This is a genomic window from Stenotrophomonas sp. 05N37 (assembly GCF_056397365.1).
This window is the reverse complement of record NZ_JBFTNG010000006.1, coordinates 160,201-187,068: the sequence shown is the minus strand read 5'-3', so window position 1 is coordinate 187,068 and position 26,868 is coordinate 160,201. Positions and strand designations below refer to the sequence as shown.

General features: G+C 68.5%; 25 protein-coding genes, 1 tRNA gene and 1 pseudogene. 11 read left to right on the top strand and 16 right to left on the bottom strand.

All coding sequences use genetic code 11. The features are described from left to right. Positions 1-287 precede the first annotated feature (287 nt). Positions 288-1,211 (bottom strand): annotated as a pseudogene (locus AC1DGC_RS16470) (LysR family transcriptional regulator). A gap of 95 nt (positions 1,212-1,306) precedes the next feature. Here AC1DGC_RS16470 and AC1DGC_RS16465 point away from each other — a divergent pair. The 3 genes from AC1DGC_RS16465 (at position 1,307) to AC1DGC_RS16455 (ending at position 3,958) form a co-directional block, all read left to right on the top strand. Next, a complete protein-coding gene (locus AC1DGC_RS16465; RefSeq protein WP_478048367.1) occupies positions 1,307-2,005 on the top strand; it encodes a type 1 glutamine amidotransferase domain-containing protein in 699 nt (232 codons plus the stop codon). A 336-nt stretch (positions 2,006-2,341) separates the two neighbouring features. Further along, positions 2,342-3,124: a 3-hydroxybutyrate dehydrogenase gene (locus AC1DGC_RS16460; RefSeq protein ID WP_478048366.1), complete on the top strand. Its 783-nt coding sequence runs from the start codon at positions 2,342-2,344 to the stop codon at positions 3,122-3,124. Positions 3,125-3,319: 195 nt separating this feature from the next. Further along, positions 3,320-3,958 (top strand): hypothetical protein, encoded by a 639-nt coding sequence (locus AC1DGC_RS16455; protein ID WP_478048365.1) that lies wholly within the window; start codon positions 3,320-3,322, stop codon positions 3,956-3,958. Between the two features lie 19 nt (positions 3,959-3,977). Here the strand turns inward: AC1DGC_RS16455 and AC1DGC_RS16450 are convergent, their stop codons facing one another. The 4 genes from AC1DGC_RS16450 to AC1DGC_RS16435 all read right to left on the bottom strand — a co-directional run bounded on the left by AC1DGC_RS16450 (position 3,978) and on the right by AC1DGC_RS16435 (position 9,953). Beyond that, complete coding sequence (locus tag AC1DGC_RS16450) at positions 3,978-4,646, bottom strand: hypothetical protein (RefSeq protein WP_478048364.1); 669 nt, start codon at positions 4,644-4,646, stop codon at positions 3,978-3,980. A 110-nt stretch (positions 4,647-4,756) separates the two neighbouring features. Next, positions 4,757-5,008, bottom strand: a complete 252-nt coding sequence (locus AC1DGC_RS16445) for a helix-turn-helix domain-containing protein (protein ID WP_478048363.1) — start codon at positions 5,006-5,008, stop codon at positions 4,757-4,759. Between the two features lie 810 nt (positions 5,009-5,818). Further along, on the bottom strand, positions 5,819-8,938 hold the full coding sequence (locus tag AC1DGC_RS16440; RefSeq protein ID WP_478048362.1) for a galactose-binding domain-containing protein: 3,120 nt from the start codon (positions 8,936-8,938) through the stop codon (positions 5,819-5,821). Between the two features lie 115 nt (positions 8,939-9,053). Then, on the bottom strand, positions 9,054-9,953 hold the full coding sequence (locus AC1DGC_RS16435; protein ID WP_259208523.1) for a LysR family transcriptional regulator: 900 nt from the start codon (positions 9,951-9,953) through the stop codon (positions 9,054-9,056). Between the two features lie 84 nt (positions 9,954-10,037). On the opposite strand from AC1DGC_RS16435, the gene AC1DGC_RS16430 reads away from it, so the two are divergent. Further along, on the top strand, positions 10,038-10,817 hold the full coding sequence (locus AC1DGC_RS16430; protein WP_394163652.1) for an NAD(P)H-dependent oxidoreductase: 780 nt from the start codon (positions 10,038-10,040) through the stop codon (positions 10,815-10,817). On the opposite strand, the gene AC1DGC_RS16425 is transcribed toward AC1DGC_RS16430, so the two are convergent. Continuing rightward, positions 10,802-11,254 carry an N-acetyltransferase family protein gene (locus tag AC1DGC_RS16425; protein WP_478048361.1) on the bottom strand — a complete coding sequence of 151 codons (453 nt, stop codon included), beginning with the start codon at positions 11,252-11,254 and terminating at the stop codon, positions 10,802-10,804. The two genes, AC1DGC_RS16430 and AC1DGC_RS16425, sit on opposite strands and share 16 nt — an antisense overlap. 267 nt (positions 11,255-11,521) lie before the next feature. Here AC1DGC_RS16425 and AC1DGC_RS16420 point away from each other — a divergent pair, with 267 nt between their 5' ends. The 4 genes from AC1DGC_RS16420 to AC1DGC_RS16405 all read left to right on the top strand — a co-directional run bounded on the left by AC1DGC_RS16420 (position 11,522) and on the right by AC1DGC_RS16405 (position 16,696). Continuing rightward, entirely contained in the window at positions 11,522-12,049 is a 528-nt protein-coding gene (locus AC1DGC_RS16420) for a DUF3592 domain-containing protein (protein ID WP_259208529.1), read from the top strand. 91 nt (positions 12,050-12,140) lie between these two features. Further along, positions 12,141-13,349 carry a hypothetical protein gene (locus AC1DGC_RS16415; RefSeq protein ID WP_394163658.1) on the top strand — a complete coding sequence of 403 codons (1,209 nt, stop codon included), beginning with the start codon at positions 12,141-12,143 and terminating at the stop codon, positions 13,347-13,349. Beyond that, the gene (locus AC1DGC_RS16410) at positions 13,346-15,571 is read left to right on the top strand and encodes a hypothetical protein (RefSeq protein ID WP_478048360.1); all 2,226 of its coding nucleotides are present in this window, start codon (positions 13,346-13,348) and stop codon (positions 15,569-15,571) included. Before AC1DGC_RS16415 ends, AC1DGC_RS16410 begins: the two co-directional genes overlap by 4 nt. Positions 15,572-15,667: 96 nt before the next feature. Continuing rightward, positions 15,668-16,696, top strand: a complete 1,029-nt coding sequence (locus AC1DGC_RS16405) for a phosphotransferase enzyme family protein (protein ID WP_478048359.1) — start codon at positions 15,668-15,670, stop codon at positions 16,694-16,696. Positions 16,697-16,751: 55 nt separating this feature from the next. Here AC1DGC_RS16405 and AC1DGC_RS16400 read toward each other — a convergent pair whose 3' ends face one another. From AC1DGC_RS16400 to amaB, 8 genes are all read right to left on the bottom strand, one after another. Beyond that, the gene (locus AC1DGC_RS16400) at positions 16,752-17,639 is read right to left on the bottom strand and encodes a DMT family transporter (protein WP_259208538.1); all 888 of its coding nucleotides are present in this window, start codon (positions 17,637-17,639) and stop codon (positions 16,752-16,754) included. 32 nt (positions 17,640-17,671) lie between these two features. After that, a complete protein-coding gene (gene murB / locus AC1DGC_RS16395; protein ID WP_478048358.1) occupies positions 17,672-18,721 on the bottom strand; it encodes a UDP-N-acetylmuramate dehydrogenase in 1,050 nt (349 codons plus the stop codon). Continuing rightward, positions 18,718-19,773: a quinone-dependent dihydroorotate dehydrogenase gene (locus AC1DGC_RS16390; protein ID WP_259208541.1), complete on the bottom strand. Its 1,056-nt coding sequence runs from the start codon at positions 19,771-19,773 to the stop codon at positions 18,718-18,720. The genes murB and AC1DGC_RS16390 overlap by 4 nt, the downstream gene beginning before the upstream one ends. A 9-nt stretch (positions 19,774-19,782) precedes the next feature. Next, the gene (locus AC1DGC_RS16385; RefSeq protein WP_478048357.1) at positions 19,783-20,553 is read right to left on the bottom strand and encodes a class I SAM-dependent methyltransferase; all 771 of its coding nucleotides are present in this window, start codon (positions 20,551-20,553) and stop codon (positions 19,783-19,785) included. A gap of 7 nt (positions 20,554-20,560) precedes the next feature. Beyond that, positions 20,561-20,845 (bottom strand): DUF4190 domain-containing protein, encoded by a 285-nt coding sequence (locus AC1DGC_RS16380; RefSeq protein ID WP_259208545.1) that lies wholly within the window; start codon positions 20,843-20,845, stop codon positions 20,561-20,563. An 88-nt stretch (positions 20,846-20,933) separates the two neighbouring features. Further along, entirely contained in the window at positions 20,934-21,245 is a 312-nt protein-coding gene (locus tag AC1DGC_RS16375) for a DUF4190 domain-containing protein (protein WP_478048356.1), read from the bottom strand. Between the two features lie 46 nt (positions 21,246-21,291). Beyond that, positions 21,292-22,056, bottom strand: a complete 765-nt coding sequence (locus tag AC1DGC_RS16370) for an SDR family NAD(P)-dependent oxidoreductase (RefSeq protein WP_478048355.1) — start codon at positions 22,054-22,056, stop codon at positions 21,292-21,294. After that, positions 22,053-23,585, bottom strand: a complete 1,533-nt coding sequence (gene amaB / locus AC1DGC_RS16365) for an L-piperidine-6-carboxylate dehydrogenase (protein ID WP_259208550.1) — start codon at positions 23,583-23,585, stop codon at positions 22,053-22,055. Before amaB ends, AC1DGC_RS16370 begins: the two co-directional genes overlap by 4 nt. 214 nt (positions 23,586-23,799) lie before the next feature. Between amaB and kdsA the strand changes: the two genes are divergently transcribed. Beyond that, the gene (gene kdsA / locus AC1DGC_RS16360; RefSeq protein ID WP_259208551.1) at positions 23,800-24,645 is read left to right on the top strand and encodes a 3-deoxy-8-phosphooctulonate synthase; all 846 of its coding nucleotides are present in this window, start codon (positions 23,800-23,802) and stop codon (positions 24,643-24,645) included. Between the two features lie 128 nt (positions 24,646-24,773). Then, a tRNA-Arg gene (locus AC1DGC_RS16355) sits at positions 24,774-24,850 on the top strand. A gap of 94 nt (positions 24,851-24,944) precedes the next feature. Here the strand turns inward: AC1DGC_RS16355 and AC1DGC_RS16350 are convergent. After that, positions 24,945-25,196, bottom strand: coding sequence for a hypothetical protein (locus AC1DGC_RS16350; protein WP_259208553.1), 252 nt, complete (start codon positions 25,194-25,196; stop codon positions 24,945-24,947). 187 nt (positions 25,197-25,383) lie between these two features. Beyond that, entirely contained in the window at positions 25,384-25,878 is a 495-nt protein-coding gene (locus tag AC1DGC_RS16345) for a YciE/YciF ferroxidase family protein (RefSeq protein WP_449335476.1), read from the bottom strand. Between the two features lie 402 nt (positions 25,879-26,280). Between AC1DGC_RS16345 and AC1DGC_RS16340 the strand changes: the two genes are divergently transcribed. Continuing rightward, positions 26,281-26,856, top strand: a complete 576-nt coding sequence (locus tag AC1DGC_RS16340) for a hypothetical protein (protein WP_478048354.1) — start codon at positions 26,281-26,283, stop codon at positions 26,854-26,856. Positions 26,857-26,868 lie beyond the last annotated feature (12 nt).

The window sequence follows — 26,868 nt, the reverse complement described above, 5'->3', positions numbered from 1 at the left end:
GCGCGTATCGTTTTAACCGATTGCGGCGGCTCTACGATTGGAGGCGGCTTCGCTGATGCGAGACATGTCCTGACTGGTCTTGCCTGTCCTTCGGGGGAGACCTACTTCACAAATCAAAGGTGCAATCGGTGGCTTGGTAGCCGCCCTTGCTCTTTAGTAGTCCGGGCAGGAAGCCAAGGCAGCCGGGGGTTTGGTTGCTGATGACCCTGGCGATGAATTGCTAGGCAGCCCCATCTACCGCAAGGCCTAGAAAGCTCAAACCCGCACTGCCAGCGGGCATCGCATCTTCAACCAATCCCCTCCTCGGCAATCGCCGCATTTCCCACCAGCAGCTCAACCATTACCCGCGCTGCCGCCGATTGACGCCGATGGGGCGCATAGATCACCGCGAACGGCCGCGATCTACCTCGCAGCGGCGGCAGCAGTTCACCAGGTGCCCACGCAGCCGCCGCTCGCGCACGATGAACTCATAGCTCTGGCAGATGCCGATGCCCTGTTCGGCCAATGACACCACGCCCAGCATATCGTCGGAGGTCTCGATGGACGAACGCGGTACCCAATCCACGTCGTGCCCATCGTTGCGGAACACCCACGGTGCCAACCGCCCCGTGCGCGGCATCACGAAGGGCAGGTACAGGTGCTGCTGCAGATCGTCCAGCGTCTGCGGCGTGCCGCGGCGCTGCAGGTGGTCCGGCGCGGCCACCAGCAGCAGCGGGGCGTCTTCGAGTTTGCGCGCCACCAGCCCGCTGTCCGGCAGCCCGCCCAGGCGGATGGCCAGGTCGAAACCTTCGGCCAACAGGTCCACGTTGCGGTTGCTGATGTTTCAGTTCCACCTGCACATGCGGGTACTGCAGCGCAAAGCGCGCCAGTACGGGCGGGAGCCGGCAATGGCTATAGGTGGTCGGCACGCTCAGGCGCACGCGGCTGGCCAGCGCGCCTTCCTGGCCCTGCACGTCGCGCTCTGCGTCGTCCAGCAGGCCGAGGGCGGTGCGAGCCTGTTCCCGATAGAGCCGCTCGGCGTCGGTCAGGCCCACGCGGCGGGTGGTCCGCTACAGCAGCTGCCGGCCCAGCCGTGCTTCCGGCCGGGTGAACGCGCGGCTCAGCACCGAGGGCGTGGTGGACAGGGCCACGGCGCCGGCGGTGAAAGAGCCGTGCTCGACCACCGCCAGGAACACCTCCACATCGCCCAGGTAGCCGAACTTGCGGCTCATTTGGCTCTCCGGGGAACAGATGTTTTGCGGGAAGGCCAATTTATCGCCGCTGGGGCGATGAATAAAGTGGCGGCCATTCCCCGACGAGCTCCCCCATGAATCTGATGAGGCGACTGGCCGTTGCACTGGCCCTGACCCTGACCCTGGCCGCTACGGGCGCTAATGCCGCCAACGTGCTGGTGGTGCCGTCCGATGAAAACCACGTGGACCTGAAGGACGGCAAGGTGCTGTCGACGGGCTTCTATCTCAACGAACTGATGCAGCCGGTCAAGCTGCTGCTGGATGCGGGCCACGAGGTTACCTTTGCCATGCCGCTGGGGCGGGCACCTACGGTGGATGCGTCATCGGTGACGCCTGCGCACTTTGGCAACGATGCCACGCAGTTGAAGGTGCACAAGGACCTGCTGGAGAAACTTGCCTTGACCTCGCCGAAGGCGTCACCTGTGCTCAGCTTGGCGCGTGTCGAGCAACAGGGTTATGTGCATTTCGATACGGTCTACATTCCCGATGGCCACGCGCTGATGCAGGACCTGCCGAAGAGCCCGGCGCTGGGCCGGTTGCTGGCCGATTCCTACCAGCGCAACAAGACTACCGCTCTGGTCTGCCACGGGCCGATCGCGCTGCTGTCCACGCTGCCCGATGCCCAGGGCTTTGTGGCGACGCTGGAAGCCGGTGCCACGCCGAGCGCGCCGAAGTGGATCTACAGCGGCGCCCAGATGACCGTGATCAGGAACCAGGAAGAAGAACGGCCCAAGCCACTGCTGGGTGGCGGTGAAATGAAGTTCTACCCGTAGACCGCGCTGCAGCGAGCGGGTGCTAGGTTCAGCAGCAACACCACGCCGTGGACGAGTCATTTGGTAGTGGACCGCGAGCTGATTACTTGGCAGAACCCGGCTTCGGCGTTGGAGTTAAGGCAGCGGTGGGTTGAGCGGTTGAAGTAAGCCGCTTCGTTCTAAGCGCGTGTGCTTGCGGAGAACTCCGCGCGAACTGCGCGGGATCTCCGCCAGTCGGCGATGCGCATTATCGCGGGCCAATTATGGCCGACGGCGGCAAGCAGCCAGGGGCGCGACATGCGCTGATGGGCTTCCCAACCGCTACACTGGCCGCCTGCCCCCGATGGAATCTCGCCCATGTTCACTGGAAAAGTCGCGGTGGTTACTGGCTCCACCAGCGGTATCGGTCTTGGCATTGCCACTGCGCTCGCGCGGCAAGGGGCCAACATCGTGCTGAATGGATTTGGCGATGCGGCGGAGATCGAACGCATCCGTTCCCGCTTGGCGACCGAGTTTGGCGTACGGGTGGCACACGATGGCGCCGACCTTTCCCGTGGTGAGGCGGTGCGCGAAATGATCGCCCATGCCGTCGAGAAAATGGGGCGCGTCGACATTCTGGTGAACAATGCGGGCATCCAGCACACTGCGTCGATCGAGGAGTTTCCCGTGGAGAAGTGGGATGCGATCCTGGCGCTTAATCTATCTGCAGTGTTCCATGCAACCGCGGCTGCCTTGCCCTACATGAAGCAGCAGGGATCCGGCCGCGTGATCAACATCGCGTCGGTGCATGGATTGGTTGCGTCGGTGAACAAGTCTGCCTATGTGGCCGCGAAGCATGGCGTAGTGGGATTCACCAAAGTGACGGCACTGGAGAACGCGGGCACGGGCATTACGGCCAATGCCATCTGCCCCGGTTGGGTGCGAACGTCGCTGGTCGAGCAGCAGATCACCGCGTTGGCGGAACGGGAAGGAACGGATAAGGAGTCCGCCGCGCGCGCACTGCTGGCCGAAAAACAGCCCTCGCTGCAGTTTGTGACGCCCGAGCAGCTCGGAGACATGGTGGTCTTCCTGGCCTCGGACGCCGCTGCTCAGATTACCGGTACGGCACTTCCGATGGATGGCGGCTGGACAGCCCGCTGACTAGCCGTCTTTGCCCGTCGACGCAGCATCGGCAGCGCCGCCAGGTTTGCTACCCGAGCGGTGATCCATGTGCACCAGGTTGAGCATCCTGCCCACCCTGGTGGCAGAACCGGCTGAGGTGACGAGACTGCCTTATCGAATTCCGCCGTCAGGCGCTACAGTTCGCGGTTCCACCCGTACCCGCAAGGAAGCACGATGTCAGAGCTGGATTACCGCGCCTTCTACCGCCTGTTGGCTGCTGAAGTGCGCGCCTCGACGGATGTCGGCCAGTCCATGCAGACGCTGCTGGCCTGGGGCGACCAGCGCATCCCGCACCCGTCCTGGGCGGCGCTGGGGAAACTTGATTGTTCGGTTGAGAGTGCCGGCATGGGCAAGTGGCTCACCCGCGTGCTGCGGCGGGCACCGTGCCCCTTCCCGGTGCGCGCGATCTACTTCGGACTTGGCGAACGCGCCACCCGCGACCGGGTGGAATTCGCGGACCTGTACGTCGGTCTGTTGAGTCACTACGAACCGGAGGACAAGGCCTGCGAGTGGTTGTGGCGCAACCCCAGGCACTATCCCGACAAGGCCTACCTCGGCTCGGCGATCTTGAGAACGGCCGGCGTGATCTGCAACGAGGACGAGGTCACCGGACTGGGCACGCCTGGCCACGTGGTGTTTGCACTGGCTTTCGCGGCGTTGCTGCTACGTGCTTCGCTGGACGGGGCCATCCACCAGCTGCTGGGTGCGGTGGAGCCCGTGGGCGTGGTAGTCGGTTTTGATTCGGGCGACCTGTTCCGGCTTGGAGAGCTTCACCGTCATGGGTTCGAGCCGACACAGGGTGCAATGACGTAGTCAGTGCGGGGAGTGCGCATTACGCATCGCCAGTGGCCTGGAAAAGGCCCACTACTGCCGCATGGTGACCGCCATAGAACTGCATGTTCATCATGACGGTGGTTGAAGACTCGAACATCTGGTAAGCGAAGATCTGTTGATGCCCGCCCGCCTTGGGATATCGCTCCATATCCTGTGCAGTCTGGGACCTCAGTCTTTCCACATCCGCCCTGAAATGGACATCGCTCGCGTTGTCTACAGGGAGGAACAGCGGAAGAACGTGCAGTGGAATCCGCAGCTTTCTATGACCGCCATGATGGTCGAAGTAGAGTGCACGTGCCATTTTTTCCAAGCCAGCGCGTAGTAGCTCGATATCCACAGTGAACTCGTTTCCGATCACGAGTGTCTGTTCATCCCATTTGAAGCCAAAGCGCTGAATATTCCGGCTACGCTTTTCGGCGAGTCGAACCGCTCCTCTTGCCGCACTTGCGATGATCGACGGCGGAACGTCCGACGCGATCGCGCCTAGCAGAAACTTCAAATACTCGTCGGCCTGTGAGGTGTCGTTGTTGTGCTTCGAGCAGGACGGGACGGTAATCAGGCGCGATCGGTCCATGTTGCGGGGAAAGAGGCACTTCGGAGGGACGTGCTCTCTTCCCGTGGCCGTGGCATCGCACTGGTAGCAGCTTGGGGCCAGGGCAGTACTCATGGGCATCAGCAGGGCATGACATGGCGGTGTGCCAGTTTGGCAGAACCACTGGCGGGGGCGGGGCGTCGCGTTCTGGCGGGCACGGGCGACATGTACTGGCCGTTGTCGGCTCAGCAGCCCACCAGTCGATCGGCGGGGATGATGTTGCGGTGCCGATTGCGGTACTCGGTGGGACTTGTGCCGACCATGCCACGGAAGTGACGGCGAAACGACTCCTGCGAGCCAAACCCGGCTTGGCCGGCCACCCACTGCAGCGGCCGGTCGGTGGTTTCCAGCAGTTCGCGCGCGTACGCCACGCGCTCGCGGATCAGCCAGTCGATCGGTGACAGGCCGGTCGCGTCCAGGAACGGGCTCTGCAGCATGCTGGCTGAGCGCTGCCTGCTTGGCCATGCTGCCCAGCGAATGGGTGCGCGCGCAGGTTGCGCCGCATCCATTCCATCAGCCTGGCGAGCCGGGTGGGTTCGCCCAGAGGAATGGAGCGCACCACGCGCTGGCTGCGTTCGGCATCGCGCCACGGGGCGAGCACCAGCCGTTCGGCCACCAGGTTGGCCACGCGCGCGCCGTAATCCTTGCGCACCAGGCGCAGCATCATGTCCATGCCGGTGGGAGGTGAGGAGGCTGCCTTCGTCGGCGTACAGCACGTCCTCGCGGACGCGGATGGCCGGAACGTACGGACCAGGGTATCTGTGAGGCCCAGCAGGTGGTGGTCTTGCGACCCCCGAGCAGACCGGCCCACGCCAACACGAATGCGCCCGAGCAGATCGGCGTGATGCGTTCGCCGCGCAGGTGCGTGCGGGTGAGGGCGTCGAGCAGTGCCTGCGGGGGCGCTCGGTGGGGCCGCGTCGGCCGGGGACGAAGATGGAGTCGGCGTGGTCGAGGGCGCGCTGGCCGTGCGGTCGCTGCACGTGAGTGCGGCCCAGCATGCGCGGGGGCCGTGGGATGCTGCGTCGGTGGTTCATCCACGCATGGCGTGGATCTACGTGGTGCCGCGGCGGTGGATCATCGATGCGCGGCGCAATCGCAGACCAATCCGCCGGGGTTGCCGAACCTGTGAGGCGGCAGGAGCAGCCGAGCATGGCTCGGCTCTACCCGAACGCGCCGGCTCGGTGCCGATACGGCGCTGGCCGCAACGTGCCCTGTAGAGCCGGGCCACGCCCGGCTGCCCTGCGGGGTTACCAGCGCGCCTCCAGCGTGCGGAACGGCCGCGCCAGCAGCACGCCGTCTGCATCGTAGTCGCTCACCGCGCGCCCATCCACGCGCACGCTGGCCGGCCGCGTGCGCGACGGCCACCACACGCGCACGGCGGCGTCCTTGCGCAGGCCCGGGCCCAACGTGAGCCGCAGCGCATCGTCGCGCTGTCGCGCCTGCAGTTGCAGGGTGCCGTAGGCGGTGGGCAGGCGCTCGATGGCCAGGCCTTCGCCAGCCACCCACGACGGCGGCGTGCCCGGCAGCAGCGACAGTGCGTTGTCGTCTTCGCGCATCAACATGCCAAACAGCGTGCGCCCGTATTCGGCACCGATCCAGGTGTGCGGCATGTCGCCGAGGTAGCGCGGGAAGCGCAGCCGCGAGTGCACCACTTCGGCCAGTACCTGCCATTCCAGCGGGCGGCGGTCGTGCAACAGGCCCTGCAACAGCTCCTCGGCCGCGGCTGGCTGGTCCAGGTGCACGTAGCTGAGTACGTTGCGGATCTCGTACGGGGTATAGGCATACAGCGCGCCGGGCTGCCTGCGCTTGCGCACGTCCTCCAGGTAGCGCGCGAAGGTGGTGCGCAGTGCCTCGGGCGGCAGCACGCTCTGTGCGCCGGTCGGGTCCAGCGCGATCGAGACGCCGGTCGGATCGCCGTCGCCGAGATCGGCCGAGGACGGGATGAAGTCGATGCCCTTCCAGGCCATCGTCGCCCGGATCGACGCACCGAGGGCGTCGTACAGCGCCTTGTACTGCGCGCGTGCCCACGCGGCGGTTTCGTGGTCACCCAGCGAGTCGGCCAGCCACGCGCCGTCGTGCCAGCCCTTCAGGCCCCAGTAGTCGTCCCAGTAGCTGTGGGTGGGCGAGGGATAGCCTTCGTGGCTGATCGACGGCGCAAGGATGCCGGCGAAGCGCTCGGGCGAGGGTTGGCTGGCCATGTAGCCGGGCACCAGCGTGCGCTCGCGCAGTTCCTGCAGGAAGCGCAGTGCGGCCTTCACCTTGGGCAGGTAGCCGCGGACCGACTCGGGACCGCCGTCCAGCCGTGCGACGTCGGCCACCAGCGTGACGTACTGGCCCTGGCTGTCGTACTCGATATCCGAGCCGAACCCGGTGTTGACGCTGCCGTCGTCGTTGAGGATGGGCGATACCAGACCGTTGGCGTGCACGCCGTGCTCGCTGTACCAGGCCAGGTAGTCGCGCGCGACCTTGGCCTCGCCCATGCGCAGCAGCACCGCCGAGGTGGCCATGCCGTCGCGGATGAAGGACCGGTTGTAGTTGCGCGGGCCGGGCTGCATGGCCGGCCCGGTCTGGTTGATCAGCATGTAGGCGGCCTGCGCGCGCAGCATGTCCACCAGTGACGGGTCGGGCAGGCGCAGGCCGACCTGGCCCAGGCGTGCCTGCCAGTCGTCGGCGGCGCGCCTGGCCAATGCGTCGAAGGCGGCATCGGCGTCGCGCGGGGCATCGGCCAGGTCCAGCGGGGGTGCCTCGGGCAACGCGCCATCGGAACCGGTCGCGGCGGTGCCGAGCGGGAAGGCCACCACCACGGCGCGGCTCTCACCGGGTGCCAGCTGCACGCGATAGCGCAGCGCGGCCGCCGCCAGGCCGTCGGCGTCGCGGGCGTGCTGCGCGGTGGGCAGCACGCCGCTGGCGATCGCCGCGGTGATCTCGGCGTTGCCATCGGGCCCGAACGGCGCGGCACCGGCGGCATCCACCGCGCTCAGCGACTGCAGCAGGCGACGCCCATTGACGCGCACGCTGCGGCCGTCGATCGCGATCTCGCGGATCGGCGAAAGGCCGCCGTTCTGCCACGGCGGGTTCATCTGCATCGGCCGCACCACCAGCGCCAACGTTCCGTCCACCGGCGTGCTGCCGGTGTTCGTGAGGCGGTGGCGCAGGTACGTCACCGGCTGCCCGTCGCGTTCGATGGCGAAGGTTTCGCTGCGCAGTTGCAGCCCCGGTTGGGGCGACCAGGTGGCCGACGGCATGGGCTTCCAGCCGTCGCGCAGGGCGTGCTGCACGGGATGGTCGGCGGCGCCGGCGGTGTTGCCATCGGCGTTGCGCCAGATCGGCTGCACCAGCGGCGCCCCCTTGAATGCCTCGATGTTGCCGTACTCGTCGAAAATCGACTTCTGCCGGCCGCCGTGGATGCCGACCGCGGTCCAGTAGGTCTGCTGCATGTGCAGCGAGGCGGGGAACAGGCTGCGTTGCGCGCCACTGGCGGCGATCTGGTATCGCTTCATCGGCGTCATCACCGCCTTCGGGCCAAGCAGGCGCAGGCGCGCAACCTGCGGGGCGTCGCCGGCCACGCTCAGGCGCAACGCCTTGGCCGTCACGGGCGCGCTGCCCGCCAGCCAGCTCTGCGGGCGGCTGCCGGCCTGCGCGTCGGTGGCAAGGTCACGCCATGCGCCGTGCGTGTCCTGCGCCTGCAGCCGCGCCGCGCCGTGCGCGCCGGCCCATTCCACGACCAGGCCGGTGGTGGCCTGTGGGCGGGGCAGGGTGATGTCGAGTGCGTGCGTGCCGCTCTTCAGTGGCGGCACCGGGACTGCTCCGCCGCCCTGCCACACGGCGGCGGCCTGCTGTGGGGTGAGCGCGGCCACGCGCGCGCTGCTGGCGGCGTCCAGCGGCTCCAGTTCGAAGATCGACACGCCCCAGTCGGAGGTGCGATCCGGACTGGCCAGGCGCAGGTAACGCGCCTGGCGTGGGGCGAAGTACAGGGTTTCGATGCTGCCCAGCGAGTCGGCCATGGTGTAGGCGGGCTGCCATTGCGTGCCGTCCAGCGAGGTCTGCAGCGTGTAGCCTTCCGGGTTGGAGACATCCCAGGTGATCTGCGCGCCGCTGAGCGACGCCGTGTTGCCCAGGTCCACTTGGAACCAGTGGCCGGGACTGAAGGCGCCGCCGGTGACGGTCTTCGGGTCGCCGTCGATGAGGTGGCTGACCGCCATCGCCGGGACCTGCTGCGAGGAACTGCTGGCGTGCCACTGGCTGCGTGGCGGCAGGTTCTGCGCGGCTGCGCCCAGGGCCAGCAGCAGGGCCGGGAGCAGCAGGCTGCGCGCGAGGCGCTCTGCAGGCGGGCGCGGGACGGTGCGGCGATCGGCAGGCAACCCCATCAAGCTCTCCTCGGCGACCCTCGACATGAGGTGGGGGCAACGCTAGCAGGGGATGTAACCGTTTACATGACGCGTCGCAATATCGTTTTCGACTGCGCCCTGCCGCCGGTACCGGTCAGCCCAGCCCCGCCACGATCCGTTCGCGCAGCCAGCGGTGCGCCGGGTCACGGTGCACGCGCTCGTGCCAGAGCATCACCATCTCGAAGCCCGGCACCTCGATCGGTGCGGGGACCGCCTTCAGCGCCGGATCCTGCGCGACCAGGCGCGAGGGCATCATCGCCACCAGGTCGGTGCGCAGCAGCACGCTGCGCAGGAACAGGAAGTGCGGCACCGACAGAACCACGTTGCGGCGTGCCCCGGCGTGCGCAAGCGCGCTGTCGGTATTGCCGTGGAAGCCGCCGCCATCGGGCGAGACGATCACATGGTCCAGCGCGCAGAACTGCTTGAGCGTGGGCCGGCGCTTGAGGCGCGGGTGGTCGCGGCGGCCGGCCAGTACGTAGCGCTCCTGGAACAGAGGGCGGTGGTGGAGGCTCGGCGGTGCTTCGGAGGTGATGTGGATCGCCAGGTCGATGGCGCCGCGCTCGCTCTGCGACACCATCTGGCCCGGTACCAGGCCGACCACGGCCAGCCGCGTCGAGGGTGCGGCCTGGCGCAGCGCGGGCAGGGCAGGCAGCACCACGGTGGTTTCCCCGAAGTCCGAGGCCATGATGCGCCAGGTGAGCGCGGCCTGGCCGGGATCGAACGGCTGCACCGGCGCAACCGCGCGCTGCAGCGCGGCCAGCGCGTCGGCGAGCGGCTCGCGCAGCGCATCGGCGCGGGCGGTACTGCGCATGCCGCGGGGGCCGGGCAACAGCAGCGGGTCGTCGAACACGTCGCGCAGCCGGCCCAGCTGCACGCTCACCGTCGGCTGGGCCAGGTGCAGTCGCTCGGCGGCGCGGGTGACGTTCTGCTCTTCCAGCAGGGCCTGCAGGGTCACCAGCAGGTTGAGGTCGATGCGGCGCAAGGTATCGTCCATGGCAATGCCTGGAATGCAAGGAATTCATTTCTACTATAGCCGGGCGCCGCCTAAGGTGGTTGGCAGTCCCGTATTGGAGTGCCCATGAACGTCCTGCTTGTCTACGCCCACCCCGAATCCACCTCGCTCAACGGCGCGCTCAAGGACTTCACCGTCCAGCGCCTGCAACGCGCCGGCCACTGCGTGCAGGTGTCCGACCTCTACGCCATGCGCTGGAAGGCCCAGGTGGATGCGGATGACCATGTGGGGCGCGATCCGTCTGCGCCCTTCCACGCGTCGCTGGACTCACGGCAGGCCTTCGCCACCGGCGCCCAGAGCGCGGACATCGCCGCCGAGCAGGACAAGCTGCGCTGGGCCGATGCGGTCATCCTCCAGTTCCCGCTGTGGTGGTTCTCGATGCCGGCCATCCTCAAGGGCTGGGTCGATCGCGTGTACGCCTATGGTTTCGCCTACGGTGTCGGCGAGCATTCGGATACGCACTGGGGCGACCGCTATGGCGAAGGCGCGATGAGCGGCAAGCGCGCGATGCTGGTGGTCACCACCGGCGGCTGGGCGTCGCACTACGGCCCGCGCGGCATCAATGGGCCGATCGAGGACGTGCTGTTCCCGATCCAGCACGGCATCCTGTTCTATCCCGGCTTCGAGGTGCTGCCGGCGCACGTGATCTACCGCACCGGCCGGGTGGATCAGGCCACGTATCCCGCGCTGCTGGAGCAGCTGGGCAAACGCCTGGACGGACTGGCCAGCGATCCGCCCATTGCCTACCGTCGGCAGAATGGCGGCGACTACGTGATTCCCACGCTCACCCTGCGCGACGGGCTGGCCGAGGGCGAGGGCGGGCTGGGCATTCACATCGCAGGCTGAGCGGCACCCACGCCGGGCCGGAAGAACACCTGCTCCGGGTCGCCAGGGTCGAGGTTGTCGATCTGTCCGCTGGCGATGAAGCCGTTGCGCGCCAGCAGCGCGTGCATCGGCTGGTTGGACCGGTTGGTGGAGGTGAACAGGCGCGGTCGCTCGCAGCGTGACACCAGGTGCTGCAGCAGGGCCTCGCCCAGGCCGCGGCGACGGACGTGTGCACCGACCATCAGCATCTCGATGAAACCACTGTCGAAGAAGTGATGATGGAGCACGCCGTAGGCCACCACATGCCCGTCGAGCAGCAGCAGGTGGCAACTGCGCGCCGCCACCCAGTGCTGCAACAGCTCGACGCGGCGCCGGTCGTGGGCGGCCACGCTGTCGATGTCGATCAGCGCAGGCAGGTCGCCGGCGTGGGCGAGGCGGAACTGGACGGTGTTTCCCACGGGGTATCCGGGTGTGGCAATGGGGCGAGCGTAGGCCAGGAGCGTGGCGGACGCCACCCGCCGGGCATCGCGCCCGACCCGCAGCGAAGGGCGTTGCATCGACTGCGGGACGAATGCGTCTGATCGTCGCTGCTTGACGCATCGTCAAGTGCGTGACGCGCCAACTTGACGGGCTGGCGGTTCACCCGCGGATCGCCCATCCGCACACTTTCCCGGTGCCAGTCCACATCCAGGGCTGGCCATGACGATCACTACCGGGGGACCACCATGATCAGCATTCCCGTTTCCGATACCTCGCACGCACGCCTGACGCGCGCCGCGCGCTGGCTCTGCATCCTTGGCTACGTCGGCCTGGCCATCGGCTTTGCCTGGACCGCGCTCAGTGGCCATCGACAGGCGCAGGCCATCCTCAAGGATCCCGTCAGCGTGCAGGTGCCCGTGCAGCTGGACCACATCGAGGAGAGCCGGCGCAAGGGCCGGGTCAGCCACACCTATCAGTTCCGCTATCAGTTCGTGGTCGACGGCGTGGCACGGCACGGGGAATTCAGCACCTCCGAAGACAATGCGACGCCGTACCTGGAGGACGGGGCGCAGGTCGAGGTGGCGTATGCGCGCGCCGACCCGGCACGGTTCGAACGCATGGACCGGCTGCAGGGCCAGAAGGACCTGGGCGCGGTGCTGGGCCGGTTGTCGGTCGGCGTGGTGCTGCTCGGCGTGCTGGCCTTCGTGGTGTTCCTGCTGCTGACCCGCAAGCTGTTCGTGGTGCGCCAGCCACACGCCGCATCGGCAGCCTGATCCGGTCCCGACACGGCAGGCCGCCCAGATGGTTGACAGCAGAAACGGCCACGGTAGGGTGGCCGATTCCCACCCGTTCTGGTCCCCCTCCATGCCCGTCCCGGCGTTCGCGGAACTGCTCTCGCGCCACATGCGCCGCATCCGGGCCAGCGCCGGCGGCGTCGCCGCCGAGATCGGGATCAGCCGCGAGGCGGTCAACAACTGGCGCGCGGGCGCGTCATTGCCCAGCCGTCGTCACCGCGACCGCGTGCTGGCCTGCGCCAACTACCTGCGCCTGACCGAAACGGAAAGCAATGCACTGCTGTGCTCGGCCGGTTTCGAGCCGGAGTTCCCGGTAGAGCCGGCGGAGCCAGCCACGCATGCGCCGGTCCCGGCCACGGTGGTGCGTCTGTTCGACCGTCTCCAGGCCCTGCGGCCGTACCCGGTGAGCTTGTTGTTGACCCAGGCGCACTGGGGGCAACCGCCGGAACGCGAGGCGATGCTCGCCGAAGCGGCGCGCCGCTACGGCCACGATCGGGTGTTGCACCTGCAGCCACCGTTCCGTGCCGGCGTGGATGACCAGGACTACTTCGCGTTGCTGGCCGCGCAGTGCGGGCTGGACGGCATCGACTCCGATGCCGGTTTCGAAGCGGCGCTCGCGCGTCGCCTGCAGCAACCCGGCGCACTGTTCTGCCTGGTCAGCCGCTTCGAACAGGGCGCGCCCGGCCCGCGCGATGTGCTCGCCGGCATCCTGCGCAGCCTCAGCGAAATGTATAGCGGCAAGCTGCACCTGCTGATCTGTGGCGGTGCCGCACTGGCCGATCTGAAATACCAGGGCGGCGACCTGTCGCTGCTCAACATCGCCGCCAGCGAGCAGTGGCCCGAGCTGGGCCTGGAGGACCTGCAGCGCAACGCAGCCAACGTGCCGGACGCCCTGCTGGCCCGCGCGCTGCACCTGTCCGGCGGCCACCCGCTGCTGGCCCAGGCCGCGCTGGCCCTGCTGACCACGCCCGCGCCGGCGCCTACGCTGGACGACGACGCGGTCATCGCCGCCCTGGCCACGCATCCGCGCCTGTGGGAAGCCCTGCTGCCGCTGCTGCGCGACCCGGCCGCGCGCGCCGCGGTGGATGCGTGGCTGGCGCGTCCGCGGCTTGCACCGGCACGTCCGTACCTGGTGGATCCGCTGCTGCGCCAGTTGTACTGGCACAACCTGCTGGCAGCGCGCGCGCACGCCGACGGTGCATGGCTGGAATGGCGCTGCGAGGCGATCCGCCGCGCGGTGCGGCAGGTGATCGACGGCCTCGCCGAGGTGCCCGCATGAGCCGCGGCACGGGCCTGTCGCGTGGGCGCGTCGTGCGCCTGCTGTTGATCGTGGCCGTGACCTGGTTCGTGGCCAGCCTGTTCGTGGCGCCCATGTTGAACCCGTGGGTGGCGTGGAAGATCTCGCACGACGGCGAAAGCATGATGCTGATGCAGCGTGCCCGCATCGACATGCTGCTGTTGCGCGAGGAAGCGCAGGGCTACTGGGAACGGGAGGGCGAGTGGCCCGCCGAGATCGCCGTGCCGGGTGTGCACGACCCCGCGGAGGCGCTGCTGGTGGCCGAGCTGCCGGCACCGTTCGTGCTGCGGCTGCGGTTTACCGACCGCTTCCCGGCCAGCGCCGGGCTGGCCGGCACCGTGCTGGAGCACACGCTCACCCCGGCCACCGGCAGTTGGCGTTGCCGGCCCGGCGAGCCGGCGCCACCGTCGCGCTGGCTGGCGCCGGACTGCCAGGCCAGTGCGCCCTGGACCATCATCGAATGGCTGGGCCTGCTGCTCGGGATCACCCTGGTGGTGCTGGTGGCGCTTGGCCTGGCCTGGTATCGCGTGCAGCCGGCCATTGCCGGCATCGTGCGCGCGCCGCGGCGCCTGTTCGAGCAGCCGCTGCAGGCGTTGCCGGCGTTGGACCGGCAGTTGGGCTGGGTACGCCTGCGCGTGCGCGTGCTGGCCGACGCCGGCGTGGCCACGGTGCGGTGGCGCGAGGCACTGCGCCATGCAGAGGCACCCGCGACGCAGCAGGCGGCGGCATTGGCGGCGCGGATCGGTGCCGTCGACGCCCCGGCGGCGGGATGGTCGCTGCCCGGTTGCGTGCGCGAGTGGACGCTGCCCGATGCCATGCCCCTGGCGCTGGAGCGCCTATGGGTCTACCTCCCCGACAACGGCCTGAGCGGCGAGTCGATCGTGCAGCACGTGCGCGGCATGCCCAACGGGCAGGACGTGGTCCTGGTGGTCAGCCCATCGCTGGCAGCCGAGCCCGCGCTGGTCGCCCATGCCGACGACCCCGCAAACCTGTGCGTCTGCCTGGACCAGGTCGCGCAGAGCCGCTGGCTGCTGCAGCCCAATGCCGCGGCCGCGCTGCTGGCGTTGCTGGCACGGCAACTGAAGGTGACCCGCATCTCCCCGTACCAGACGCATGGCGGCATCACCCGGCCGACGGCGTTTTTCGGACGCGAATCGCTGCTGGCCCGGGTGCTCAACCGCGAGCCCGGCAACTACCTGCTGGTGGGTGGCCGGCAGTTGGGCAAGACCAGCCTGATGAAGGCGATCGAGCGCCGTTTCGCCGGGCATCCGCGGGTGCACTGCCGCTACCTGTCGCTGCGCGACCACCGCCTCGGCGTACGCCTGGCGGTGGAGCTGGGCTTGCCTGAAACCGCCGACATCGATGCCGTGGTCGCCGCGCTGTCCGCGCAGGCCGGTGGGCGCCGGCTGCTGCTGTTGGTCGATGAGACCGACCTGTTCCTGCGCGCCGACGCCAGTGCCGGTTACCCGCAGCTGGCCGCCTTGCGCGCGATCAGCGAAGAGGGGCGCTGCCATTTCATGCTGGCCGGATTCTGGGACCTGTATGAAGCGGTCACCCTGGATTTCGCCTCGCCGCTGCGCAACTTCGGTGAGGTGATCCATGTCGGCGGGCTGGAGGAGGCGGCCTGCCAGGCCCTGGCAACCGAGCCGATGGCGCGCCTGGGCGTGCACTTCAGCGCGCCGGAGCTGCCCCGGCGGCTGGTGGCCGCGTGTGGCCGGCGCGCCAATCTGGTCGCGATCGTCTGTCAGCAGCTGCTGGCACAGCTGGGCCGCGGCGAACGCGTGATCGACGCGACGCACCTGCACGCCGCGCTGGTGGCCGAGCCGGTCTTCGATGCGTTGGCCGGCTGGGCCCGGCTGACCCCGGACGCGGAGGCCAACCGCATCGATCGGATCGTGGTGTACCGCGTCGCCTGCGCGCAGCTCGGTGGCACCGGTGAGCGCAGCGTGGGGCTGGACGAGCTGCTGGCCGACTTCGATGGGGCCGGCGTGCGCGTCGATCCCGAAGCGCTGCGCCGCGCGTTGGCGCGGCTGCAGCTGGCCTACGTGATCCGGCGCGAGGATGACGGTCCGCGGTTCGTGTTCGCGGTGCCGTTGTTTGCCACCCAGTTCCAGGGCGAGGAAGCGCGGACGCTGCACCAGCGTGAACTGCAGGCGATGGCGGGCAGGGTTGCAGAGCGCGATGCTGCCGGGCCGGCCGCGTAGCAAGCATGCCGGTCGCGCCGCAGCGTGACGCAATGCGCTGCTACTGCGCGGCGATTCTGCGATAGTGGGGCGATGCTCGTGCAACACGGCGGATGGATGCTGCACCCACAGGAACTCTCTTCTTCGCAGATTGGCGCGGTGCTGGCACAGGCCTGGGGCGTGCGCGCCACCTCGGTGGTGCAGCGCCCGGCCGGTGCCGACGCCGGCGCCACGGTCTACCAGGTGGGCGCGCACGACGGCGCCCGGTACTGGCTGAAATGTCGCCGCTACGCGGTGGAAGACACGGTGTGGCAGGTATTGCAGCACCTGCGCGGGCCGCTGGGCCTGGTGGAAGTCACCGCGCCGCAGCCCGCGCTGGATGGCGCCGCGGCGGTGCGTGCCGATGGCCTGCAATGGACCCTGTTCGCCTATATCGAAGGCCAGTCCGGCTTCGAGGCCGCGCTGTCGCAGGCGCAGTGGCGTCGTCTGGGCGAGGTGCTGCGCCAGGTGCACGAGGCGCGGCTGCCGCCCGCGCTGGCCGCCGGGTTGGCGCAACCGGGCTTTGATGACGACACCGCCGTGGAGCGGGTTGGCGCGTGGTTGCGCCGCGGCGATGCGCGCTGGCCGGTGCCCGATGCGCTGGCCGCCCAATACCTGGCCAGTTGGCGCCAGCACCGGCCGCGCATTGCCGAGGTCTGGCAGCGCTGCGAGGCGCTGCGCGAACGCCTGGTCCGGCAGCCGCTGCGGCGGGTGCTGTGCCATGGCGACCTGCACGCGGGCAACCTGCTGCTGCGCGCGGACGGGGGGTTGAGCCTGATCGATTGGGACGACATGTTGCTGGCCCCGCGCGAGCGCGACCTGATGCTGGTCGGCGCCGCCGTGGGAGGGCGCTGGGGGCGCGAGGATCCGCCGGGCTTCGGCGACGGTTACGGTCCGGTGGCGGTCGAGCCGGCGCGGCTGGCCTACTACCGGCATTGGCGGATCCTGCAGGACGTGCAGGAGTTCCATGACCTGCTGCTCGAACCCGGCGCGGCCTCACGCCCGCCCACCCAGCGCCGGCAGGCGCTGCGCTACATGGACGAGCAGTTCGCGCCGGGCAACGTGGTCGACAGCGCCGCACGCAGCTGGGCAGTTGCGATCGACTGAACGAGGGCGGCCACGCAGGGCGTGGCGCGCTGCCGCTTGCACCGGCCGGGCCGGCTTACTCGCCTGGCTTGGCCGCGGCGGAGGCGGCCTGCGAGGCCGCGCGGCGCGACAGTACCGCCTCGCGATGGGCGATGTAGGCGTTGGCGGCGAGGATGATGCCGGCGCCGATCACCGTCCAGCGATCCAGGCGTTCGCCGAACAGCAGCCAGCCCAGCGTCGCCACCAGCGGCAGCTGCATGAAGCTGATCGGGGTCAACGCGGACACATCGCCCAGGCGCAGTGCGCGGGTCCACAGCAGTTGGCCGACGGTGCCGAACAGGCCGGTCGCCGCCAGCCACAGCCAGGCCATGCCCGCCGGCCAGACCCAGACGAACAGGGCCGGCACCAGCGACAGCGGCACCCAGAACACATAGGTGTACAGCACCACCGCATCGGCGCTGTCCACGCGGGTCAGCTGCTTGATCTGGATCGCCACCAGTGAACTGAGCACCGCGGCCAGTACCGCCACCAGGATGCCGGGGGTGAAGCTGTCCGAGCCGGGGCGCACGATGATCAACACCCCGATGAACCCGACCACCACCGCCGCCCAGCGCCGGGCGCGCACGGTTTCCCCCAGCCACAGCACCGCGGCAATGGTCACGAACAAGGGCGTGGAATAGGACAGCGAGATCGCCTGCGACATCGGCAGGTGGCCGATCGCCCAGAACGCGCACAGCATCGAGGCCAGCCCGATCGCGCTGCGCAGCAGGTAGCGCGGCAACTGCTGCGTGCGCAGAGAGGCCCGGCCCGGGCGCAGCAGCATCGGCAGCAGCGCCAGCAGCCCGAAGGCGTTGCGGAAGAACGCCACCTCCTGGGTGGGGACCGAGCGGGTGGCGTAGCGGATCGCCACCGCCATCAACCCGAACGCCATCGTGCTGCCAAGCATCAGCAGTGCCGCACGCATCGGGGCTGGGGCGGGCAGGGCGAGTGGCGGGGTCACCACTGCGCGCCGATCAGGCGCGGCTCCGGCTCAATCGGCACGCCGAATTTTTCCAGCACCGAGGCCGATATCTGCCGCGCCAGCGCCAGCAGCTGCGCACCGGTGGCAGCGCCATGGTTGACCAGCACCAGGGCATGCTGCGGCGACACCCCGGCATCGCCGTCACGGTAGCCCTTCCAGCCGCAGGCCTCGATCATCCAGGCCGCCGACAGTTTGCGGCGGTCCTCCTGGTCGGCCGGGTACACCGGCAGGTCGGGGAAGTGCTGCAGCAGCACCTCCACCTGTTCCAGCGGCAGGATCGGGTTCTTGAAGAAGCTGCCGGCATTGCCCAGCACGTCAGGGTCGGGCAGCTTGCGCCGGCGGATGTTGATCACCGCGTTGGCCACGTCCGCGGCGACCGGCAGCTCCACGCCCATCGCCTGCATTTCTTCGTCGATCCCGGCATATCCCAGGCGCAGCGCGTGCAGCAGCGGCAGGCGCAGTTCGATGGCGCTGATCAGGTAGCGGTCCGGGAACTGCTTGAACACGCTGTCGCGGTAGCCGAACTGGCAGGCATCCGCGTCCATCCGCACCCAGGCCGCCGCCTCGCGGTCCCACGCTTCCACGGTCTGGATGAACTCGTCCACCTGCACGCCGTACGCGCCGATATTCTGGATCGGGGCGGCGCCGGCAGTGCCGGGGATCAACGCGAGGTTTTCCAGCCCGGACAGCCCGTTCTGCAGCGACCACATCACCAGTCCATGCCAGTTCACGCCGGCACCGGCGCGCACGATGGTGTGGTCGGCGCGGTGTTCCAGGATGTCGATGCCGCGGTTGGCGAACACCAGCACGGTGCCCTCCACGTCGCCGGCCAGCAGCACGTTGCTGCCGCTGCCGAGCACCAGCAGCGGCCGGTCCGCCACCTGGGGCAGGGCCAGCACGTCCGGCAGCAGGGTCACATCGTCCAGTTCCAGCAACTGCGCGGCGCTGGCCTCGACGTGGAAGGTGTTCAGCGCCTTCAGCGAGGCGTTTTCAGTCAGGGTCCAGGCAGGCATCGCATTACTCATAGGGGGGCGACCGCGCCACGGCTGGGTGCTTCGCGGCGACGGCGGATGGCCTCCACGCAGTCCTGCACCAGGGCCGGGCCACGGAAGATCAGGCCGCTGTAGCACTGCACCAGCGCGGCACCGGCGGACATCTTGGCCACGGCATCGGCACCGGACAGGATGCCGCCGACGCCGATCAGCGGCATCGATTCGGGCAGGCGTGCGCGCAGGCGGCGCAGCACCAGGGTGGATTGGCCCAGCAGCGGCGCGCCGGACAGGCCGCCGGCCTCCTGCGCGCGCGGGTCGCCCGCCACGGCGCTGCGGTCGATGGTGGTGTTGGTGGCGATCACCCCGTCCACCTTCAGCTCGCTGAGCACGCGGGCGGCGGCGTCGATGTCGCGGTCGCTCAGGTCCGGCGCCACCTTGACCAGCATCGGCACGCGCTTGCCATGCCGCGCGGCCAAGGTTTCCTGGCTGTCGCGCAGCTGCGAGATCAGCTGGCGCAGCGCGTTCTCTTCCTGCAGTTCGCGCAGGCCGGCGGTGTTGGGCGAGGAGATGTTGACGGTGATGTAGTCGGCCAGCGGGTAGACCTTCTGCAGGCAGTGCTGGTAGTCGTCGAACGCCTGCTCGTTGGGGGTGTCCTTGTTCTTGCCGATGTTGATGCCGAGCAGCCCGGTGCGGCGCTTGGCGCGTTCGACGTTGCGCACCAGCGCATCCACGCCGAGGTTGTTGAACCCCATGCGGTTGATGATGGCCTGGTGCGCCGGCAGCCGGAACAGGCGCGGTGTGGGGTTGCCCGCCTGCGGGCGCGGGGTGATGGTGCCGATCTCGACGAAGCCGAAGCCCAGCGCCAGCAGTGCGTCGATGTGCTCGCCATTCTTGTCCAGGCCGGCGGCCAGGCCGACCGGATTGGGGAACGCCAGGCCGAAGGCCTGGGTCGGCAGCGGTGCGATGCGGCCGGCGAGCAACGGCGTGGTGCCGGTGCGGTAGGCCAGCTCCAGGCCGCTCAGGCCAAGGCCGTGGGCACGCTCGGCATCGAAGGCGAACAGGAAGGGACGGGCAAGCGAGTACATGGCGTTCTATCAGTCCAGCGTGCCGACGAAGGCACGGGTGTGGTATTCGAAGGCGACCTGGCCGTCCACCGCATGGGCGTCGAACAGCTGCTGCAGCGCCTCCAGCATCGGCGCGTGGCGCGGGTGGCCGGCCTGGGGCGCGTAGGACGACGACAGCAGGCGGCCGCGCAGGCCATCCAGGTCCATCCGCTGCACGTTGGGGAAGCTGGCCATTCCGCGCAGGCCGGGGCCGAACCAGGCACGCATGGCGTCATCGTCCTGGTAGCGCTCGGCAACCTGGGTGTAATCGGTGCCGAACTCCAGCAGCAACTGTTCGTAGCCGACCAGGAACGGCGAGGCATCGAGCAGCCGCGAGTTCCAGAACACCAGCGCCAGGCCGCCCGGGTGCAGGATGCGCGCCCATTCGGTGCGTACCGCGGTGGTGTCGAACCAGTGGAAGGCCTGCGCGGCCGCCACCAGGCCGACGCTGTGGTCGGCCAGCGTGGTCGCTTCGGCGGTGCCGTCGACCAGTTTCAGGCGCAGGTAGTCCGGCGCCAGCCACTGCTCGGCGGCCGCGCGCATGGCTGCGTTGGGCTCCACCGCGATTACCGGGTGGCCGCTGGCCAGGAACCGGCGGGTGGAGATGCCGGTGCCGGCACCGATATCGGCGACCAGGGTCTCGGTCGGCACGCCGATATCACGGTGCAGCCAGTCCAGCAGCGCCGGCGGGTAATCGGGGCGGTAGCGGACGTAGTCGGCGACGCGACTGCTGAAGCGTTCCGTCGAATCCGATGCGCTCATGCCGACCTCACGATTGGGATGCGGCAAACAGGGCCAGTCCACCGAAGAACAACAGGAAGCCCATCACCACCAGGATGCTGCCGATCACCGCCACCCAGCCCAGGATCAGGCCGGCCAGGGCCAGTCCGTCGCCTTCCAGCGCCTGCGGCTGGCGACGGATGTCGGCGCGCGCCATGTGCCCGGTGATGATCGCCACCAGGCTGCCGATGAACGGCAGCACCGTCCAGCCGACGATGCCCATGACCAGGCTGACCACGGCCAGCGCGCTGGTTTGTCGAAGTGGCTGGTTCATCCGGTTCCTCCAAGGCAATGTGCCCATGATAGTGCCTGTGGCCGGTTTATCCCATCGACGGCAAGGCCCAGGCGTTGGCGGCGGCCGCTCAGTGCGAGCGGAGCAGCAGGGCGTCCAGCAGCACCTGGCCCGGCGCCTTCAGCGCTGGAATCACCCGGAACACCATCACCGCGGCCACCACCAGCAGGACGATCAAGCCGATCCAGCCCAGCGTCAGCCCGGCCAGGGCGAACGCATCGGTGTCCATCGGCGCGTGGCGCCGCCGGATCTGCGCCCGTGCCCAGTGGCCGGTGATGATCGCGACCCACTGCCCGACGACGGGCAGGACCACGCAGTCGAGCACGCCGAATATCAGGCTGACCCTGGCCAGGGTATTGCCGAGGGGTGGGGGCTGGGACATCGACATCCTCCGGGATGGCGATGCGCTGCATGGCGGAGCGGGAGGCTCAGCCCATGAGGACCTGGCCGCCATCCACGTTCAAGGTGTGGCCGGTGATCCAGCGTGCCAGCGGCGAGCACAGGAACAACGCGGCATCGGCGATCTCCTGCGGCTGCCCGAAGCGGCCGAACGGAATCTTGGCCAGGGTGCCGTGGTACAGCGTGGGGTCCTGCTCGCGGCGGCGTGCCCACAGGCCGTCCTCGAACTCGATCGAGCCTGGGGCGATGGCATTGACGCGGATGCGCCGCGGGGCCAGCGCCAGCGCCTGCGAGGCGGTGTAGTGCATCAGGGCGGCCTTGGCCGCCGCATAGGGCGCCGCGCCGGGGCGCGGTTGCTGGGCCGCGATCGAGGCCAGGTTGAGGATGCAGGCGTCGCTGGACTGCTGCAGCCAGGGCAGGGCCAGACGCGAGGCCCGCACGGCCGCCATCAGGTCGACGCCAAGGCTGGCCTCCCAGCCGGCCTCGTCATCGGCCATGCCGTAACCGGTGGCGTTGTTGACCAGCACGTCGATGCCACCGAGCGCGCCGGCGGCATCGGCCAGCCAGCGGCCGATGTCGTCCAGCACCGCCAGGTCCGCCGACGCGGTATGCACGTCCAGGCCCAGTGCCTGCGCATCGGTACGCAGCGCGGCGAGCCCTTGCTCACCGCGTGCGCAGACCGAGACGCGGGCGCCCGCCGCAGCGAACGCCAGCGCCATCGCGCGGCCGATGCCCTTGCTGCCACCGGCCACCAGTACCCGGCGGCCGCTGAAATCCAGGCAGGGGCCGCTCACAGGTCGAACTTGATGCCCTGGGCGAGCGGCAGCGAATCGGAGTAGTTGATGGTGTTGGTCTGGCGGCGCATGTAGACCTTCCATGCATCCGAGCCGGACTCACGACCACCGCCGGTGTCCTTTTCGCCGCCGAACGCACCGCCGATCTCCGCACCCGAGGTGCCGATGTTGACGTTGGCGATGCCGCAATCCGAGCCGGCCGCCGACAGGAAGCGCTCGGCGGTCTTCAGGTTGGTGGTGAAGATCGAGGACGACAGGCCCTGCGGCACGCCGTTCTGCATGTCGATGGCCTCATCCAGCGTGCTGTACTTCATCACGTACAGGATCGGCGCGAAGGTCTCGTGCTGCACCACTTCGTCGCTGTTCTTCAGCCCGGTGACGATCGCCGGCAGCACGAAATTGCCGGCGCGGTCGATGCGGGTGCCGCCGGTTTCCACGGTGCCGCCGCTGGCCTTGGCCTTCTCGATGGAGGCCAGGAACTGCTGCACGGCGCCGTCGCTGTTGAGCGGGCCCATCAGGTTGGCCGGGTCGGTCGGATCGCCGATCTTGCCTTCCACCTGCTTGTACGCCTTGATCAGCGTGGCCAGCACGTCGTCATGGATGGATTCGTGCACGATCAGGCGGCGCGTGGTGGTGCAGCGCTGGCCGGCGGTGCCGACCGCACCGAACACGATGCCCGGGATGGCCAGCTTCAGGTCGGCCGTTTCATCCAGGATGATCGCGTTGTTGCCGCCCAGTTCCAGCAGGCAGCGGCCCAGGCGATGGGCGACCTTCTCGGCGACCTGGCGGCCGACCTGGGTCGAGCCGGTGAAGCTGATCAGCGGCACGCGCTTGTCGGCCACCATCTTCTGCGACAGCTCGGTACCCGCATCGTTGATGAGGAAGAACAGGTCCGGGAAGCCGCCGTTGCGCAGCGCTTCGTTGCAGATGCGCATCGAGGCGATGGCAGTGAGCGGGGTCTTGTTGGACGGCTTCCACAGGCAGATGTCGCCGCAGATCGTGGCCAGGAACGCGTTCCACGCCCACACCGCGACCGGGAAGTTGAACGCACTGATGATGCCGACCAGGCCCAGCGGCTGGTACTGCTCGTACATGCGGTGGCCCGGACGCTCCGAATGCATGGTGTAGCCGTACAGCATGCGGCTCTGGCCCACGGCGAAGTCGGCGATGTCGATCATCTCCTGCACTTCACCGTCGCCCTCGGGCTTGCTCTTGCCCATTTCCAGCGCGACCAGCGAACCCAGCGCGTCCTTGTTGGCGCGCAGCGCTTCGCCACACAGGCGCACGGCTTCGCCACGGCGCGGGGCCGGGGTGGTGCGCCACACGTGGAAGGCTTCCTGGGCGCGCGCGATGATGGTTTCGTAATCGGCGTCGGTGGTGGCGTGCACTGTGGCGATCGCTTCACCGGTGGTCGGGTTGACCGGGGTGATCACACCGGCGCTGGTGGCGGTGGACCACTCGCCGTTGCCCAGATAGGTGCCAGCGTTGGTCGCGTCCAGGCCAAGGGCCTTGAGCAGCTCAGAGGACATGCAAACTCCTGTTGCGTATCAAAAAAGGGCGCAGCCGCTGGCAGGGTGGGGGGCGGCATGCAGATCGCCGATTCTACCCGGTCGACGCAGGCGATGCCTGGCTGCGCCCGGCGCGGACGCCCTCGCCCCAAACAGGTAGAGCCGGGCCATGCCCGGCTGCTCTTCCCCTGCAACCGGATAGAATGTCGCCCATTGTTCGCCCCAAGGAATCTGAATGAACGTTACCGTTGCGGAAGGCGTGGTTGTCGGCAATCGACTGCCGTTCGTGCTGTTTGGCGGCCTGAACGTGCTCGAAGACCTCGATTCGACCCTGCACGCGGCCGAACACTTCACCACGGTCACCGCCAAGCTCGGCATCCCGTACGTGTTCAAGGCGTCGTTCGACAAGGCCAACCGGTCCTCGATCAAGTCCTTCCGTGGCGTCGGCCTGGAGGAGGGGCTGCGCATCTTCGAGGAGGTCAAGCGTCGTTTCGGCGTGCCGGTGATCACCGACGTGCACGAAGTGGCCCAGGCCGCGCCGGTCGCCGAGGTGGTCGACGTACTGCAGATCCCGGCCTTCCTGGCGCGCCAGACCGACCTGGTCGAGGCGATCGCGCGCACGGGCCGCGCGGTCAACATCAAGAAGCCGCAGTTCCTCAGCCCCACCCAGATCAAGCACATCGTGTCCAAGATCCGCGAGGCGGGCAACGAGAACATCATCCTGTGCGAGCGCGGTGCGCAGTTCGGCTACGACAATCTCGTGGTGGACATGCTGGGCTTCCGCGAAATGATCGAATCCACCGGCGGCCTGCCGGCGATCTTCGACGTCACCCACAGCCTGCAGCGTCGTGACGCTGGCAGCGATGCCTCCGGTGGCCGCCGCCGCCAGGTGGCGGAACTGGCCCGTTCCGGCATGGCGCTTGGCCTGGCCGGCCTGTTCCTGGAAGCCCACCGCGATCCGGACCACGCCCGTTGCGACGGCCCCAGCGCGCTGCCGCTGGCCGCGCTGGAGCCGTTCCTGGTGCAGATCAAGGCGCTCGACGAGCTGGTCAAGGGCTTCCCGGAACTGGACATCCGCTGACCCGGCGGACCCGCGCGCTGCGGCGGTGGCCTTGGTCCCGCCGCTGAATGTGGGTATCCTTCACGGCTGCACCGCGCGTCGCGCCGGTGCAGCCAGCGCCAGGGCGGATCTCGCCCCGCACCGCACTTGGCCCCGTAGCTCAGCTGGATAGAGCGTCTCCCTCCTAAGGAGAAGGTCGCCCGTTCGAATCGGGCCGGGGTCACCATCATTCCTGCAGCGTCAATCCCGCCGCTCGGCTGCCAGCCCACACGGGCCAGGTCGGGGCGTCTGTCGCCGCGTTCAGGGCCGCCGATTCGCTGCTAGCCCTGCCGCTCCTGCCGCAGCAGTCCATCAAACCGCGCCCGGCTGATCGCCTGCCGTGTCTTGCAGCCCGGGCAGGTAATGGCCACCCCGCCGGGGATGAGTTGCAAACCGTTGTCGCCGCTGGCGGTGAAGTGGCGCTTGCACGCAACGCAGGCGGCGGCCACCGAGCTGAGCCACGATGCGCGCGCGTCGCGCGCTTCGGTGGGGACGTTGACTTCAATCAGTTCGAAAACGCCTGTACAGGTCATGGGTATCGATGTCCGTCAGTGTCGCCAGGGCGGGGCGGGTGGCGACGCAGTGCGCCAGGCCCCTTGGCTGGATATCGGCGGCGGTGGCCGGAACCTGAGCCCGGCAGGGGAGTAGCGCAGTCCCGGCTGGCCGCCGCGAGGGACGCGGCGGCCAGGTAGTCCAGAAGGCTCGCCGAGCCGGATGGGCTCATGCCGCCTTCGCAGGTTTCCCGTCGCCGCCCTTCGCGATGAGGGTCAGCTTGTCATCGGTGGCCTTCTCCTCCTGCAGCGTGGCCAGCAGATGCGGCAGCGCGTCCTTGTAGCCGAGCTGCTTGGCCAACGCCGCGATGGTGCCGTAGGACGCGATTTCGTAATGCTCCACTTTCTGCGCGCCGCCGATCAGGGCCGAATCCCGTACCGGACCCTCCTCGATGCTCTCGATGGCCTCCTTGCCTTCCTCGACCAGGCCTTCCATCGCTGCACACTTGATGCGCTTGAGCCGGATGCCGAGCAGCTCGACCACCGCGTCGATGCGCTCGACCTGGCCCTGGGTTTCCTCCAGGTGCAGCTCGAATGCGGCTTTCAGGGCCGGGTTGGTTGCGGCGCGGGCCAGTCGCGGCAGCGCCTTGGTCAACTGTTTTTCCGCACTGTAGATGTCGGAGAGCTCGTGGATGAAGAGATCTTCCATCGTCTTGATTGCCATGTGTCTGCACCGGGGTGTGTTGGAGAGTGCAGGCTAGGCGCATGGTTGTTACTTGAACGGGGGGTTCCTGTGAGGCTCGTCTAGACATGTCCTCGATGAATGCCGGTTGCTGCGCAATGGGACCTCGCGTGGTGTGGCGGCGGTGCATACAGGGTGAGGGTAGCGTCGCAGGCAAGCCCCTTCCACATGACGCGGCGCGAATACTCGCGTCGATACCCTCTGCCCGGCCGTGGTGGATCCTGCGGCCGCCGCGTTCGACGGCGATTGCGCCCACCCCAGGTCACCCGACCCGGTTCGAACGTCGCATGCGCTGGCCGGCGCTGGCCAGCGCTGGCCAGCTGCATGGCGATCGCCAGCCGGGTAGTCTTGAACATCGCCAGGACGCGATGCCAGGAGACGGGAATGGAGTTTCGACAGATGACCACGTGGCCGGCCAAGGCCAGGGACGCAACGAAGCTGAAATCGGGGTGGCGGTTTGATCTGAGCCAGGGTGTCTGGTGGCTCGATCTGTGCCAGATGGAAGAGTTCCTGAAGCAGCGTTTGTCGGGGCAGAGCTTCGGCGCCGCTGTCGACGTTTTCATATTCGGATTCGAGATGTACGACGCGGTCGATGGTACTGCCATCGGCTCGTCCGGCGCCGTGCCGGCCGATTTCTCGCGTTACACGCCCAAGCTGCGGCAACTCCTTTCGGTCGGCCAGTTGGACTGGCACGATGTGCGCTTCCTTGATGCAAGCGCTCAACTGGTCGCCTACAAAGCGGCCCTGCTGCGCGCGGTCGACAACTGGTACGCGCGCAAGCGTCGCCCGCGCGACTTCGACGTCGAGGCATTTCGCGCGTACCTGCTGGACAGCCTCGCCGCGCTTACGACCGCGCAGTGCGCGGTGGACCTGTCGCTGTTGGACCTGTCCTTGCCCGAATGGGATGAGGACGGTCGGTTCATCTACAAGAATCTCTCGGCCCACGACGTGCTGGAGTGAGCCGGTAAGCGC